Below are 14,372 nucleotides of genomic sequence, written 5' to 3'. Positions count from 1 at the left end.
AATGTCACATTTGCTTCCCGGCATGTTGACATTAGCTCGGGTAGCGCCTGCAAGCGCTCCCGGGCTTGTTGTTTTCGATTTCATAAAGATCACTCCCACGATCCAAGGATCGAGGAGTGGGTTTCAGCGCGACGGCGGCGTTCGTAAGCCTCCACGTCCGTCAGCGCGTAGACGATCTTGCCGCCAAGCTTGTGGTAATGCGGGCCAGTCTTCAACCAACGCCAACGTTCCAACGTGCGCGGGCTCAGCCGCCACCGGCGGGCAAGTTCCTGTTGGTTGAGGTAGACGGGAGAGGTCTCTGCCATGTTGGGCTCCTGAGCCGGCTTTTCGAGGATGCGCCGATGCACCCGCTAAAGCGTTGTCGATGGCAGGAATTGTTAGGTTTTCGCGGGTTTGCAGATATGCTCAGAAGAAAGAAAGGTGTGACAGCCTTTCATCAAATTATTCAGACGTTTCAAATGGTTGTCCAAGTGTCACGACACTGTCACGCAATTTGCGTGACAGTCACGTTTCACTTCTTCCTGAGAATCAGGTCAGGATTGAGCCGATAGCCGCTCCAGTTTTGGCTTTCGAGGATCGTGTCACCTCCGACCGAATACCCCACGCAACCCACAAACTGTTTCTCGAGCGACTGCCTTATGCGCATAACATGCTGACGAAGGTTTTGCTCCGAGATTGACATTTTGATCATGATGCACCGCGTCGGGGTAAAGCGATACGCCGTTTTCGCCAGTCCTTCCTCACGGTCTATCAAAAATTGTTCAGCCAGCAGCATGAATAGCTCACACCGTCGGCCCTCGAGAACTGGTCCATCAGCGAACAAGATGCGGTGACTTTGCTCTTCGATTTCGAAGGCGATCGGCGTCGGCTCTGCCATAATAGTCGCAGGTTGCTCTGTCTCATCTGGCAATGACGGCGGCCATAGAGTACGGATCTCCGAACTTGGAAGCATTATCTCGGTGTATGCCGATTTAAGCGAGTCATGCAAAAAGCAAAGGTAATCCTTACCGCTTCGGCTTTCCGCAATCTCCAGGGCGGCCCATTGATGTGGGGGTACGATCACATGATCACCAGCATCATCGACGGCTGCCGCTGAGATGTCTCCTTGGCCCAAATGCCGCCAGAGCGTCTCGCGTGTGCTTTTGATGGACATGAGCATGGGGCGATCCCATGCATCGCAACCGACGGCCTCCAGTCCGCAAAGGCGTGACAGGCTCAGCGGCGCCAGCGTTACCAATTCTTCGCCAGATATCTCGTAGGAACGGTCACCGTCGAGAAATCGTCGATTAAACGAAGTCCATTCCCAGCAGTCGGATCGATAAGCGTCCATTGCCTCGCGCACGCAACTGATGTCGCGCCAGGCGATCCATGACGCCGCCATCGCCAATGTCCAATGGGACAGGCCCATCGGATCGCAACTTCCTTCCGGCGGTCTCGACGCAATGGGTAAAAGTCCCCATTCTGATGCGAGCTGCTCGATTTCGCCGGAGGCCAGGAGCCCATTCGCGGCAAGCCCGATCAAATGTGTCCGTAACGCCTGGATGGATGGTGAAGGAACCGCTTCGGTAATGTGTTTTCGATCAATCTTCGCCGCCAGCCAGGGGTCGAAGTCACTTAGCCTGACAAAGGGCGTACGCCCAACCAGGCCGTCCCAATACCCGCCGTACCAGTGCACGATCTGGTCTTCCAGGAAGGCTCGTTCGGGGAAATACACCGAGCCCCAGGAATCTTGGGGAATGGCAGAATTCTCGGAAGCACCAGGTACCCTCACCAACGCGCTCAGCGAGCCCGTTGCGAAAGCGTTCCTGAACTCGGCCAACAGAGAATTGGTCACCTTATCCAGGGAAGCTTTGCTCGGGGCCACAATTTGCGGCGGGCACTCCTTGTAGGTGATCTTGTCGTGAAGTTCGGCCACGGGGTCGTGGCCAGACCAGAGGCCCAAAACAAACGAATCATACGCCGCGCGCAGGGAAATGCAGCCTTCTGGAATCAAGTCCGGCATGGGCAAGGGTACCGTACGCAATAGTGCGCAGCATCGCAGTTTTCTGCGCGCCAATCCACGGCAATTCGAAGCCAGGTGGTGCGACGAGTTTGAGACCGGTAAATCTCGGCTACCGAGATCCGGAATAGAACTGATTTGTCTGGCCCAAACCCAATCTCACCAAATCTCATGTCCCCGGCCGATCGGTTGGCCGAAATCGCGACGATATTAGCCGCTGGTTTGATCCGGCTGCATGCGCGACAGTCAAGCAGACTATCTGCCCAAAAGGAGAATAGTTGCGTCGACTTCACGCTCGACCAATGCCGTCATGCAACTCCAACGCACCGGAGAACCGCATGACGATCCACGATCCCATCCCCGCGCGCCTGGCCTCGCTGAAGACCTCGCCGACGCCCGACCTGAAGCAGCAGTGGCGCGACCTGTTCGACAGCGAGCCGCCGCCCTTCAATCGCCGCTATCTCGAAAGCCGCATCGCGTATCGCATCCAGGAGCTCGCCTATGGCGGGCTGAAACCGGCAACCATCGAACGGCTTGAGGCCTTGGGCGAACAGCTTGACGGCGGCAACATGGTGGTGCGCCGCAACCGTGCCGATGACCGGCCGATCGTCGGCACCAGGCTGATCCGCGAGTGGCAGGGTGTCGAGCACACAGTCACCGTGTTGGTAGATGGTTATGAATGGCAGGGACGACCTTACAAGAGCCTGTCCTCGGTTGCTCGCGCCATTACCGGCACGCGCTGGAATGGCTGGATCTTCTTTGGGCTGAAAAACCACAGGAGCCGGGCGTGAACAAACCCGTCGTCCGCAAGCTACGTTGTGCAGTCTATACCCGGAAATCCTCCGAAGAGGGGTTGGAGCAGGAGTTCAACTCGCTGCACGCCCAGCGCGAGGCCTGCGAAGCCTATATCGCCAGCCAGCGTTCCGAAGGCTGGGTGCTGGTCCGTGATCAGTATGATGATGGTGGCATTTCGGGCGGCACGCTCGAGCGTCCGGCGCTGAAACAACTGCTGGCCGACATCGAGGACGGGCTAGTCGATGTGGTCGTGGTCTACAAGATCGATCGTCTGTCGCGCTCGCTGATGGATTTCTCGAAGCTGGTCGAGGTGTTCGACCGCAATGGTGTCACCTTCGTTTCCGTGACGCAGAGCTTCAACACCACTACGTCGATGGGACGGCTGACTCTCAATATATTGTTGTCCTTCGCCCAGTTCGAGCGGGAGGTGACGGCCGAGCGCATCCGCGACAAGATCCGTGCCTCACGCCAGAAGGGCATGTGGATGGGCGGCATCGTGCCGCTCGGCTACCGGGTGGAAAACCGCAAGCTGGTAATCGAGGAAACCGAAGCCGCCACGGTGCGCATGATCTTCGAGTGCTTTGTCAGCATCGGCTCCGCCACCGTGCTGGCCAGGACCCTGGCCGCCGAGAATGTGCGCACCCGGCGCGGCAAGCTAATCGACAAGGGCTTTCTCTACAAGCTTCTGAACAACCGGGTTTATATCGGCGAAGCGGTGCACAAGGGCACTGCCTATCCCGGCGAGCATGGGGCGATCATCGATCGCGCGCTGTGGGATAAGGTCCATGCCATCCTGGCCGACAGTCCGCGTAAACGCGCCAGCAACACACGGGCGCAGACGCCGGCGCTGCTCAAGGGCCTGATCTTCGGGCCGGATGGAGCCGCGTTTTCGCCAACGCACACGAGAAAGGGCGACAAGCTTTATCGCTATTATGTCAGTCAGTCGGTGCTAAAGCGCGGGGCTGATGCCTGTCCGATCGCCCGCGTACCGGCCGCAGAGGTAGAGACCGCCGTCATCGATCAGCTGCGTGGCCTGCTGCGGGCGCCGGAAATCATCATCGGCACCTGGCGCGCGGCCCGCCCCGAAATCGAAGGCCTGCCGGAGGCCGAGGTTCGCGAGGCGCTGGAGCGGCTCGATCCGATCTGGGAGGAACTGTTTCCGGCCGAGCAGGCCCGCATCGTGCAGCTGCTGGTCGAGCGGGTCGATCTCTCCACCGACGGCCTTGCCATCCGCCTGCGCACCCAAGGACTGGCGAGCCTCGTTGCCGATCTGGGCGCCATTCGTGCGGATCGGAACACCACCGACGAGAAGAAGGCAGCCTGATCATGATCGCATCCGTCACCAGCAATCCCGACACCATCACGGTGCATGTGCCGTTGACCTTCACCAGGCGTGGCGGCCGCAAGCAGATCGTCCTGCCCGACGGGACGTCATCATGGGCACCGCCACGCGCCCGCGTCGACAACACAATCGTGAAGGCCATCGCGCGCGGTTTCCGCTGGCGCAAGCTGCTGGAAACCGGCGTTCACACCACCATCGAGGACATTGCCGCCGCTGAGAAGATCAACGCTTCCTACGTCAGCCGGATTCTGCGCCTCACCTTGCTCGCGCCCAATATCATTGAGGCGATGCTCAATGGCCGCCAAGGGCCGGAGATGACTCTTGCCGCATTGATGAAGCCGTTCCCGGTAGAGTGGAAAGAGCAGGAAGCGACCTTTCGGCGTTCAACCTGAGAGTGGCACTTTCAAACCCTGTTTCTGCGACCAAACTCACTGACAGCACCAGCTACGTGGGTGGGGCGGTGGATCGAAATCGTTAGCATGACAGGGGTAAGGCATTGAGGTCGGCCCGAATCTGTCGCCAGCCCGGCATGTTCCTGTCCAAGACGGCTATGAAAACTTCATCGTGTCGCGGAGACACGAAGTGAGCCATCTCATGCAGGATGACATAGTCCAAAGTGGGAAGCGGCTTCTTTGCAAGATCGAGGTTAAGCCACACCAATCCCTTGTTGGGATTGCAACTCCCCCATTTGGTTTTCATGAGCTTGATGCCCCAACGTGGCGCCGGCACGCCCAACCGCTCCGACCATTTCACGATACGCGGCGCTGCCCTTTCCCGCAGTTGCGCCCGATACCAGGCCGACATCCAATGTGCTTTCTGGTCGATGGTTGAGCCTGCTGGCACCGCCATCGTCAATCGATCTGACGTGTCTGGCTGGACTACACACCTTCTCGTCGCAGATTGCTTCACCAGCAGCCGAAGCGGCTTTCCGAAGACGAAATGAGTTTCTCCGGAAACATACTGGCGTTCGGACTGTCGGGCCTGCCCTTCGAATTCAAGCTTCTTCTTCTTGATCCATCCCAATCGGGTCACAACTGCGACCCGGACGGCGTCTTCGCTGAGCGCGGGCGGGGCAGCCACCCGGATCCGGCCGGTCGGTGGATACACGCCTATATGCAGGTTCTTGATCGGCTTTCGGACCAATTCGACGGAAAGCCCAGCGATTTCGATCAGTTCAGTACTCATCGTGCGACCGGATAATCTCGATAATGCCGTCCACGACCTCATCCGTGTCGAGGATTTCGAGCAGCCTGCGTCTGAGCATCCGCTCTTTCATCTTGTTGCCGCGCCATCCGCTCTGGGCGGTGCTGTGGATCGCCTCATCCACCGCCACGGCTGTTACCTCATCTTGACCGAGATTGTCATAAAGCGCCTTGCGTCCTGGCGAAGTCATGGTCGAGGGGTATTCCCCGCCATGCCCCGCCTTCACTGCCCGGACCAGCTCTGCGATCTTCTCCAGATACTCTGCATATGCGAGGGCGTCATCCTTCCGCTTCTCGACCAGGTCAGATAGCAACTCCGACATTTTCTCGTAGAATTTGGGGTTCACCGGCGTTTCGTCGATGATCAGCCGGCGCACGTTGTTCTCGATGGCCTCAGCCACGTTCTCCTGCTTTTTCTTCAGGGAATTCGGGAGTTCCTCCTCGATCGCTGACCCCTTGCTCGCCACCAGATCGATCAGGCTGATATCGTCCAGGTACGAGATCACCTCGGATTCGTCGGCCTTGATGTAGGTGTCGATGAGGTGCCGCATCGCGGGCTCAAATTGCTTCACGTCCACGGCATCGCCGCTGTGCAGGCGCACCGCATCACGCAGCGAAATTGCCCGTTCCACCTCGTTGCGATACTGCGCCAGTTGCAAGTCGTTCACGCCCGAGGCTTCGGGATCATCAGCCACTGATGCAAAGGCCCGGGCATAGGCGCCGGCCAGCTTGTAGAGCGCCTGACGTCGCCGCGCCTTTTCGTCTGCCTGTGGATCTGCCTCCCATCCTCCGGGGCTCGAAAAATAGGAAAGTATCTGCTCGTCGCCCTTGGGTTGCTCAACCGGGTCGAGCAGTCCGAACCACGCATCACGCGCGGTCATCAGATCCTCGCCCGCCTTTTCAGCACGCGAAGAGATCAGGCCCTCGACATCGGCTGCATCGAAAGCGTCGAAAGCGCCCGAGGTATAATCCTCGACAGCTGTCTCGATATTCTTGAACAGATCCTTGTAGTCAACGACATAGCCGTAATCCTTGTCGTCACCGTCCAGGCGGTTCACCCGGCAGATTGCCTGGAACAGGCCGTGGTCGCGCATCTGCTTGTCGATATAGATATAGGTCGCAGTCGGCGCATCGAACCCCGTCAGCAGGCGGCTGACGACGATCAGCAGCTTCATCTGCGCCGGCTCCTTGCGGAACTTCCGCAGGGCTTCGGCCTCATATTCCTCTTCATCCGTACCCAGATCGGTCATCAGCTGGTCATAGACGCGATAGACGTACTGCTTTTCCGTTTCGCCCATCCCGGCCTCTTCGCCGGTCAGTTCCGAGGCGTTGCGTGTGTAGGACGTGACGATGGCGCATTTTCCTGCGAGGTCCGAGCCGGAGTTGCGGAAGATCTCGAACAGCCTACACGCCTCGGGGATCGATCCTGCCACCAACATGGCGTTGCCGCGCCCAGCCTTCAGTCGAGGCTTAAGCTCCATGTCCATGATGATGTCGTTGGCGATCTGTTCGAGGCGATCCTTCGAGGACAGCACGCGCTGCAATGTGCCCCATCGCTGTTTCAGGGTCGCCTTGGCCACCGGGGTCAGGCCCTTGGTCTTGGCCTCAAACCATTCGTCGATCTTCTTTGGCGAGGCCACGCGCTGGTCGATGTCACGCGCCTCGTATCGCAGATCCAGCACGACCCCATCCTCGACGGCCTCGTTGAAGCGGTATGGCGTGCCGATATAGGGCCCAAATACCTCCAGCGAAGTCTGCTTGTCTGACCGCAACAACGGCGTACCGGTGAAACCGATAAATACCGCATCCGGCAGGATCATCCGCATAGCGCGCGCCAGCTTTCCCGATTGCGTGCGGTGCGCCTCATCAATGAAGACGAAGAACTCGCCCACCGGCGCGCCGATCTGGCCGCGCTGGATCTCGGTGATCATCGTGCCCAGTTCGTCCTCCTCGCGCCGCCCGAATTTGTGGACCAGCGAGGACACCACCCTTTCCTTCGGGTCGGCAAGTGCTGCCAGCAGATCGGCACCGGATTTCGCGCGGTGCACCTTGTCGCCGGTGTTGCCGAACACCGCCTCGATCTGGTCGTCCAGTTCCTTGCGGTCGGTCACCACAAGGATGCGCGCATCGGGACGCGCCTCGCGAATCCAGCGGGCCAGCATCACCATGATGAGGCTTTTGCCCGATCCTTGCGTCTGCCAGATGATCCCGCCCTTTTTCGCCGCCACCGCCTCTTGCGCGGCCTTCACCGCGAAATACTGGTTGGGGCGGGCGACCTTCTTGATGCCTGCGTCGAACAGGATGAAATCGTTGATCAGTTCCAGAAACCGCGCGGGCGCCAGCATCTGCGCCACATCGCGGTCGAGCGGGTTGGTGATCGTGCTCTCCTCCTTCCAAGCCAGCCAATAGGGCTGCGGGGTCTGGATTGCGGCATAGCGCATGCCCTGCATGTCGTTGCCTGCAAGGGTGATCTGCACCGTGGTGAAGAAGTGGCGGATGAACTCGGGGCGCTGGTTGTCCAGTGTCTGGCGGATGCCCGCGCCCAGATCCACGGTGGATTTCTTCAACTCCACCACGCCCAGCGCGATGCCGTTCACATAGATCACCAGATCGGGGCGCTTGTTATAGGCCTTGGGGTTCTTGGCGGTGACGGCCACCTCTTCGGCGACGCCCAGATCATTGGCGGCGGGATTGTCCCAATCGACAAAGCGCACGGTGACAGGGGCCTCGCCGGGGCCGGGGGTGACCTGCACGCCATAGCGCAGCATGTCATAGGTGGCGCGGTTCGATTCATACAGCTTCAGCCCGTCCATCCGGGCGGCGCGTTGCAACTCGGCGATGGCCTTGGTCGCCACCTCGGGGTCATACCCGCGGGCCAGCAGCCAGGGGCGCAGCAGGCTGGGCTCGATATTGGCGTTGCCCTCGCGCTTCTGCCAGTCGCCAAGGTAGCGCCAGCCGAGGCCGCCGACCGTGCCAGAGGTATCGCCGCACATCTGCGCGATCATGCGGTTCTGCGTGGCGCGTTCCGGATCGCCGATGGCCATGGAAATACCCCCGTGGAAATTGTCACCCAGTCAGACCAGCCTGACCCGCCCTGTCAAAAGATCTTGCATCATCCCCTCCTTCACTGCCCGCGCCTTGATGAGTCGGGACTCAAGGGCCTGGATTTCGGCGTCCATGTCGGAGAGGACGGCGGCGATTGCTTGTTGTTCAGAGAACGAAGGCGGGCACCGAAATTCGAACCCTGTGAAGGTCGGCCGTCTGAGTGAATCCACCGTAGCTTTGACGGTGTTTATCATCGCATGAACCCCGAAGAACTGCCGCAGAACGAAGTAAATGAACCTGCCGCTTGTTTCTTCGGAGAAGGCTGAAATGCAATAGACCCTTTGGTGAACGTCGAACCTGCCGTTGATGTAGTGAAAGATTTCGCCAATTCGCCCCTCGCCGGGGACCAAGATGGCCTCACAGTCATAGGAAAAGCTACGGATTCGTTCGACGGTGTCAGAGCGCACGAAGAACGGATATTCGCCCATCGGGTCCTTGTCTTGGTTGTTGCGTCCACCCGTTGCGACTCGCGCAACATCCCCCAACTGCTTCACCTCCCACTCCCCCGAGAACCCCGGGAGGCGACGGCGGGCGGTGAGGAGGTCTTGCATCGCGCCCTGCTTGATCAGGCGCTTCTTGGCGATCACTCGCTCCAACCCCGCCACCACCCCATCCGCATCCGACAACGCGGCGGCGATGGCTTGTTGTTCGGGGAGGTTGTCGGGGCAGAGAATTTCAAAGCTGCGGATGCGACCAAGTGCCAACTTCGGCTGAGCGCCAACGGTCTGGATATTCTGAATGACTGACTGGATTCGGTCTGACATCAGCACCGAAAGAAGGAATCGGCGGTCGCACTGAATTGACCAAATGCGGTTTGCGTTCTCGGTGAGATTTGCGCTGTTCAACGACTCTGGGACAATCCCGACAAGGCCCAGCGTTCCTGCGCATGAGATGAAGATATCACCAGATGCAACGGTAAACTGTGCGATCTCTGGAAAAACGTCATCAGGAACATATTGAATGCTAGAGGAATCGACGCCGCCCATGAACATATCCGTCACTCGGATATAGGGGTGATCCGTTTGGGCTGTCGACAGGCGTCTACCTTTAGGAAGCCTCTTACCGCTTGTCACTCTGGCAAGTTCGTCCAGGCGCTTGAGGCTCCACCCCTCTGGCACGGTTACCCCACTCATCCCGCCACCCCCATCGCCGCGAGATGCCCCGCCACCCGCGCCTCCAGCTCGGCCAGATCTTCCATGATCTGCGGCAGGGTCTGGCCATAGCGTTCGGTCAGCACCCGCACACGGGCGGTGAGCGTCTCCGTCCGCGCCTCGACCTCGGCCCCGATGGCGGCGGTGATGTCGGCCAGCCACTTGTCCTGCACCACAAGGGTCTGGATTTCGTCCATGGTCAGCGTGGGGTATTTCTTCAGAACGGCCTCGGTCAGCTTCGCCTCGGCCTCCTTCGCCGCGCGTTTCGCCCCGGCCTCACCTTCGAACAGCGCTGCCACCTGTTTCAGCAGGGCCTTTTCGTCTGGCTCGATAGCCTTTTCCTTCAGACGCACCTTCACCCCGCCTGCCGTCAGTTTGACTCCATCGGCCATCATTTCCTCGAACAGCCCGCCCTCGGCCCCGTGTTCCTCGGCCAGTTCCTCTATCTCGCGCCCCAGTTCCTCGGCCCTTGCTGTGGCCTGATCCAGCGCGGCCTTGAGGTCTGCGAAGAAGCGCGCGGTGATTAGCGCTGGCGGGATCACATCGGCCACCAGGCGGACCCTGTTCACTGTCAGGTCACCTTCTTCCAGCCATTTCACCTTGCAGTCGTCGCTGGTTTCCTTGCGTGCCTCGCGCAACTCGCGCGCCGCCAGCCAGCCGCCGCCGGCGATGATGAACACATCGTCCTGCATCGTGGCGGCCCAATAGGACATCAGGCGCTGATAGGCCTCATACTTGTCGACCAGCGGGGCAGCATCGAAGCGGGTCAGTATGTCCTCGGCGATGGTGTGGATCAGTTCGCGCGGATGGTCGCCTTGCCTGATGCCCATCAGCAGGGGAGTGTTGGCGGTGATCCAGCCGTCCAGAATGGTGCTGACTTGCACGCGGAATGCCGCGAAATCGGGGTGGTTACGGATGGTCGTGCGCACCTGGTCGGGTTCGATCAGCGGATCAGCATAACCCTCGCGCGGGTTCGGCCCGAAGAGTGTGCCGCGCAGGGTGGGCATGACGGCCCAGAAGTCACCCAGCGCGTCGATATCCCGCTCGGGCACGCCGCCATGCAGGTGGGCGGTGATATCCTGAAGGTCCTCAGGCTCAGAACCATCAATATATCGGGGGATGTTCAGGTTGAAGTCGTTGCGGACGATCTCGTCAAACGGCACAAGGCGGGAATAGCCGGGGATGGTCTGGCTCTGTGTGAAGGCGTCGATGATCTTGTGAATGTCGCGCTCGCGCAGCCGGTTCTTGTTGCCGTCCTTGATGAAGCCCTTGGAGGCGTCGATCATGAACAGGGGCCGGTTTTCGCAAGTGTCGGCCTTGTCGAGCACAATGATTGAGGCAGGAATACCGGTGCCGTAAAACAGATTGGCGGGCAGACCGATGACGCCCTTGATGTAGCCGCGCTTCAGGATCTTCTCGCGTAGCCTGGCCTCGGCATTGCCACGGAACAGGACGCCGTGCGGCAGGATGACAGCGCCGGAGCCGGTGGCCTTCATCGAGGCGAGGATATGCAGCAGGAAGGCAAAATCGCCGTTCTTTGCGGGCGGCTCGCCATCGTCAAAGCGGCCATATTTTGTTTCCTCGGTCAGACCAGAAGCCCAAGCCTTGGCCGAAAATGGCGGGTTGGCGACGACAAAATCAAATGTCTGGAGGGTTCCGGCATCGGCCAAAAAATGCGGTTCGGCGATGACGTCGCCCTGCGCGATCTCTGCGGTGGCGCGATCATGCATGATCATGTTCATGCGGGCGAGGCCACGGGTGGCGATGTCCATCTCCTGACCGAAGATCGTGATTGGCACGCTGGCGGTGTCAGCCGCCTTCAGAAGAAGCGAGCCCGAGCCGCAGGTCGGGTCATAAACCGTCTGACGTGGGCTGGTGGCCCGGCTGACACCTGCCACGGCGGCAACAACGCGGGACACTTCAGCCGGGGTATAGAATTGGCCTTTGGATTTACCCGCCTCAGTGGCAAAGTTGCGCATCAGATATTCGTAAGCATCACCGAGGATGTCATCGCCATCCGCTCGGTTGTTGGAGAAGTTCAGCTCCTCCCGACTGAAAATATTGATCAGCGCGGTCAGCGTGCTGATCATCTTTTGGCCACGCCCGAACTTTTCGGCATCGTTAAAGAAGGCCCGGTCGATCACCCCGCTGAGGTCGTTTTCCTCGGCGAGGCGGGCGATGATCATGTCCATCCCCTCACCAATATCCTTGGAACCTCGTAGCTTCTTCATATTGGAAAACGACGCCCCCGGCGGCACCTCGATCAGTGCATCGGCCTGACCCGCGCGGTCAGAGACGTACTTCACGAACAGGAGCGTGAGGATGTAATCCTTATAAAGCGAAGCATCCATGCCACCCCGGAGCTGGTCGCAGCTTTCCCAAAGTGACCTGTATATGTCGCTCTTCTTTATGGCCATTGACCGCGCCCTTTCAAATTCTATCTGTTTGCCCAGTTGATATGGGCTCACTCGCCAAAACGATTATCAACGGCGTTCACAGATCAGAACACTCTCTTCGCTGAAAGCCGACTGAATTGGAAGGGTTAGACATGCCTTTGCTTTGATGGAACTGACCGTCGGCGGGGTTTCTGGTTTGTCCGTAGCCTCGCGTTGAGCAGAGCGCGTAACGGCGGCCGGAAAGTTCGACCCCAGAGTCATTCTCCCGTCGCTGTGCGATACAAAAGTACGGAAAAAATAAGAAAAGTAACTCTGCATTTACAGCGGCTTACAGTTCCGTACCAAATCCGTGCAGTCAGGAGCTTTGGAGAATGTTGGCGCAGAGAGAACGAAATCAGCGATTCGGGCAGACAGCGCAGTCAACAGCTTTGGCCTGATAACCCGCAGTCCTGCGCCGTTCCGGCTGGAAATCTAAAATTAGAGAATGATTCCAATAGGTTGAGTGGCGGAGAGAGCGGGATTCGAACCCGCGATACGGTTCCCCGTATACACACTTTCCAGGCGTGCGCCTTCAACCACTCGGCCACCTCTCCGTCCTTGCGATTTGCGACAGCCGGTCACGCTGCGCACGGGTTTGGGAAATCGCTAATCCCGATGGACTTTGCCGGCTGGGCCTAGGTGCCCTCAACCCGGGGGCCGCCTGTCCACGCACCTGATGAATGAAGCAAGAGGTGCGGGGCTCATCTAGTCGATCCCGCCGCGAATGCCAAGCCATAACCGACAAACAAATTTAGCCCGCAACGAATGAGCGCGAGCCAAGTGGTGCCCGGCAATGCGGCATTTCCGATAAGGCCAGATATTTCACAACCAGCAGCGCGCATAACAAAAGGCCCCGGCGTCTCCACCGGGGCCTTGCGCGATAGGGAATGCCTCGATCAGACCGAATAGTACATGTCGTATTCGACCGGATGCGGCGTCATTTCGAAGCGCATCACCTCGGCCATCTTGAGCTCGATATAGCTGTCGATCTGGTCGTCATCGAAGACGCCGCCAGCCTTGAGGAAGGTGCGGTCCTTGTCGAGGTTCTGCAACGCCTCGCGCAGCGAGCCGGACACGGTCGGGATCTTCTTCAGTTCCTTCGGCGGCAGGTCGTACAGATCCTTGTCCATCGGCTGGCCGGGGTGGATCTTGTTCTTGATGCCATCAAGGCCGGCCATCAAAAGCGCTGCGAATGCGAGATAGGGGTTCGCGCCCGGATCGGGGAAGCGGACCTCGACGCGCTTCGACTTCGGCGAAGAGCCAAACGGAATGCGGCAGGAGGCCGAACGGTTGCGTGCCGAATAGGCGAGCAGAACCGGGGCCTCATAGCCCGGCACCAGGCGCTTGTAGGAGTTGGTCAGCGGGTTGGTGAAGGCGTTGATGGCCTTGGCGTGCTTGATGATGCCGCCGATGAAATAAAGGCAGCTTTCCGAAAGACCGGCATACTCGTTGCCTGCGAAAGTCGGCTTGCCGTTCTTCCAGATCGAAAGGTGCACGTGCATGCCGGAGCCGTTGTCGCCGAAAATCGGCTTCGGCATAAAGGTGGCCGTCTTGCCATAGGCGTTGGCGACCTGGTGAACGACGTACTTGTAAAGCAGCATTTTGTCGGCGTTGCGCACCAGTGCGTCGAACTTGACGCCGAGTTCGTGCTGGGCGGCGGCCACTTCGTGGTGATGCTTTTCAACACGCACGCCCATTTCGGTGAGCACGGTCAGCATCTCGGAACGCATGTCCTGGCACGAATCGATCGGCGGAACGGGGAAGTAGCCGCCCTTGACACGCGGCCGGTGGCCAAGGTTGCCGGTCTCGTAGTCGGTGTCGTCATTGGATGGCAGTTCGGTCGAGTCCAGCTTGAAGCCGGTGTTGTAGGGATCGGCCTTATACTTGACGTCGTCGAACACGAAGAATTCGGCCTCGGGGCCGACGAAAACGGTGTCGCCGATGCCTTCGGCCTTCATGTAGGCCTCGGCCTTCTTGGCGGTGCCGCGCGGATCGCGGTTATAGGCTTCGCCGGAAACCGGATCGAGGATGTCGCACAGGATGACCATGGTGGACTGGGCGAAGAACGGGTCCATGTGAACCGTTTCCGGGTCGGGCATCAGCACCATGTCGGACTCGTTGATGGCCTTCCAGCCAGCGATGGACGAACCGTCGAACATGACGCCGTCGGCGAACATGTCTTCCTCGACTTCCGCCACGTCCATCGTCACGTGATGGAGTTTGCCCTTCGGGTCGGTAAAGCGCAGATCGACGAACTTTACGTCGTTGTCCTTAATCTGCTTCAAGATGTCGGCGGCTGTCGTCATGTCATGTTTTCCTGTGTGATGACGTTTTGTCTTGGGA

At 59.3% G+C, this 14,372-nt stretch carries 10 protein-coding genes and 1 tRNA gene; 3 read left to right on the top strand and 8 right to left on the bottom strand.

Annotation, left to right across the window (positions count from 1 at the left end):
• Positions 1-89: 89 nt before the first annotated feature.
• Together ACODTY_RS19370 and ACODTY_RS19365 are read right to left on the bottom strand one after the other, a co-directional pair.
• Positions 90-305, bottom strand: a complete 216-nt coding sequence (locus ACODTY_RS19370) for a helix-turn-helix transcriptional regulator (protein WP_488995838.1) — start codon at positions 303-305, stop codon at positions 90-92.
• A 206-nt stretch (positions 306-511) separates the two neighbouring features.
• Positions 512-2,002 carry a hypothetical protein gene (locus ACODTY_RS19365; protein ID WP_488995837.1) on the bottom strand — a complete coding sequence of 497 codons (1,491 nt, stop codon included), beginning with the start codon at positions 2,000-2,002 and terminating at the stop codon, positions 512-514.
• A gap of 335 nt (positions 2,003-2,337) precedes the next feature.
• Here ACODTY_RS19365 and ACODTY_RS19360 point away from each other — a divergent pair, with 335 nt between their 5' ends.
• Genes ACODTY_RS19360 through ACODTY_RS19350 form a run of 3 tightly spaced genes read left to right on the top strand, consistent with a single transcriptional unit; the run spans position 2,338 to position 4,528 of the window.
• Complete coding sequence (locus ACODTY_RS19360) at positions 2,338-2,790, top strand: DUF2924 domain-containing protein (protein WP_488995836.1); 453 nt, start codon at positions 2,338-2,340, stop codon at positions 2,788-2,790.
• Positions 2,787-4,118 carry a recombinase family protein gene (locus ACODTY_RS19355; protein WP_488995835.1) on the top strand — a complete coding sequence of 444 codons (1,332 nt, stop codon included), beginning with the start codon at positions 2,787-2,789 and terminating at the stop codon, positions 4,116-4,118. Before ACODTY_RS19360 ends, ACODTY_RS19355 begins: the two co-directional genes overlap by 4 nt.
• A 2-nt stretch (positions 4,119-4,120) precedes the next feature.
• Entirely contained in the window at positions 4,121-4,528 is a 408-nt protein-coding gene (locus tag ACODTY_RS19350; RefSeq protein WP_488995834.1) for a hypothetical protein, read from the top strand.
• Positions 4,529-4,610: 82 nt separating this feature from the next.
• Here ACODTY_RS19350 and ACODTY_RS19345 read toward each other — a convergent pair whose 3' ends face one another.
• The 6 genes from ACODTY_RS19345 to glnA form a co-directional block, all read right to left on the bottom strand.
• The gene (locus tag ACODTY_RS19345) at positions 4,611-5,321 is read right to left on the bottom strand and encodes a M48 family metallopeptidase (RefSeq protein WP_488995833.1); all 711 of its coding nucleotides are present in this window, start codon (positions 5,319-5,321) and stop codon (positions 4,611-4,613) included.
• Positions 5,311-8,382 (bottom strand): type I restriction endonuclease subunit R, encoded by a 3,072-nt coding sequence (locus ACODTY_RS19340; RefSeq protein WP_488995832.1) that lies wholly within the window; start codon positions 8,380-8,382, stop codon positions 5,311-5,313. Before ACODTY_RS19340 ends, ACODTY_RS19345 begins: the two co-directional genes overlap by 11 nt.
• A gap of 30 nt (positions 8,383-8,412) precedes the next feature.
• A complete protein-coding gene (locus ACODTY_RS19335; RefSeq protein WP_488995831.1) occupies positions 8,413-9,576 on the bottom strand; it encodes a restriction endonuclease subunit S in 1,164 nt (387 codons plus the stop codon).
• Complete coding sequence (locus tag ACODTY_RS19330) at positions 9,573-12,011, bottom strand: N-6 DNA methylase (protein ID WP_488995830.1); 2,439 nt, start codon at positions 12,009-12,011, stop codon at positions 9,573-9,575. The genes ACODTY_RS19335 and ACODTY_RS19330 overlap by 4 nt, the downstream gene beginning before the upstream one ends.
• 482 nt (positions 12,012-12,493) lie before the next feature.
• A tRNA-Ser gene (locus ACODTY_RS19325) sits at positions 12,494-12,583 on the bottom strand.
• A 342-nt stretch (positions 12,584-12,925) separates the two neighbouring features.
• Positions 12,926-14,335, bottom strand: coding sequence for a type I glutamate--ammonia ligase (gene glnA / locus ACODTY_RS19320; RefSeq protein ID WP_488995829.1), 1,410 nt, complete (start codon positions 14,333-14,335; stop codon positions 12,926-12,928).
• Positions 14,336-14,372: the final 37 nt, after the last annotated feature.

Source organism: Mesorhizobium sp. FG116 (genome assembly GCF_057809835.1).
The sequence above is the reverse complement of the archived record's forward strand: the minus strand, read 5'-3'. Positions and strand labels throughout refer to the sequence as shown.

Bases quoted from the DNA above. Each gene is read 5' to 3' on its own strand.
- ACODTY_RS19350 (WP_488995834.1), top strand. From the start codon at position 4,121: ATGATCGCATCCGTCACCAGCAATCCCGACACCATCACGGTGCATGTG.
- ACODTY_RS19370 (WP_488995838.1), bottom strand. From the start codon at position 305: ATGGCAGAGACCTCTCCCGTCTACCTCAACCAACAGGAACTTGCCCGC.
- ACODTY_RS19340 (WP_488995832.1), bottom strand. From the start codon at position 8,382: ATGGCCATCGGCGATCCGGAACGCGCCACGCAGAACCGCATGATCGCG.
- ACODTY_RS19360 (WP_488995836.1), top strand. From the start codon at position 2,338: ATGACGATCCACGATCCCATCCCCGCGCGCCTGGCCTCGCTGAAGACC.
- ACODTY_RS19345 (WP_488995833.1), bottom strand. From the start codon at position 5,321: ATGAGTACTGAACTGATCGAAATCGCTGGGCTTTCCGTCGAATTGGTC.
- glnA (WP_488995829.1), bottom strand. From the start codon at position 14,335: ATGACGACAGCCGCCGACATCTTGAAGCAGATTAAGGACAACGACGTA.
- ACODTY_RS19365 (WP_488995837.1), bottom strand. From the start codon at position 2,002: ATGCCGGACTTGATTCCAGAAGGCTGCATTTCCCTGCGCGCGGCGTAT.
- ACODTY_RS19335 (WP_488995831.1), bottom strand. From the start codon at position 9,576: ATGAGTGGGGTAACCGTGCCAGAGGGGTGGAGCCTCAAGCGCCTGGAC.
- ACODTY_RS19330 (WP_488995830.1), bottom strand. From the start codon at position 12,011: ATGGCCATAAAGAAGAGCGACATATACAGGTCACTTTGGGAAAGCTGC.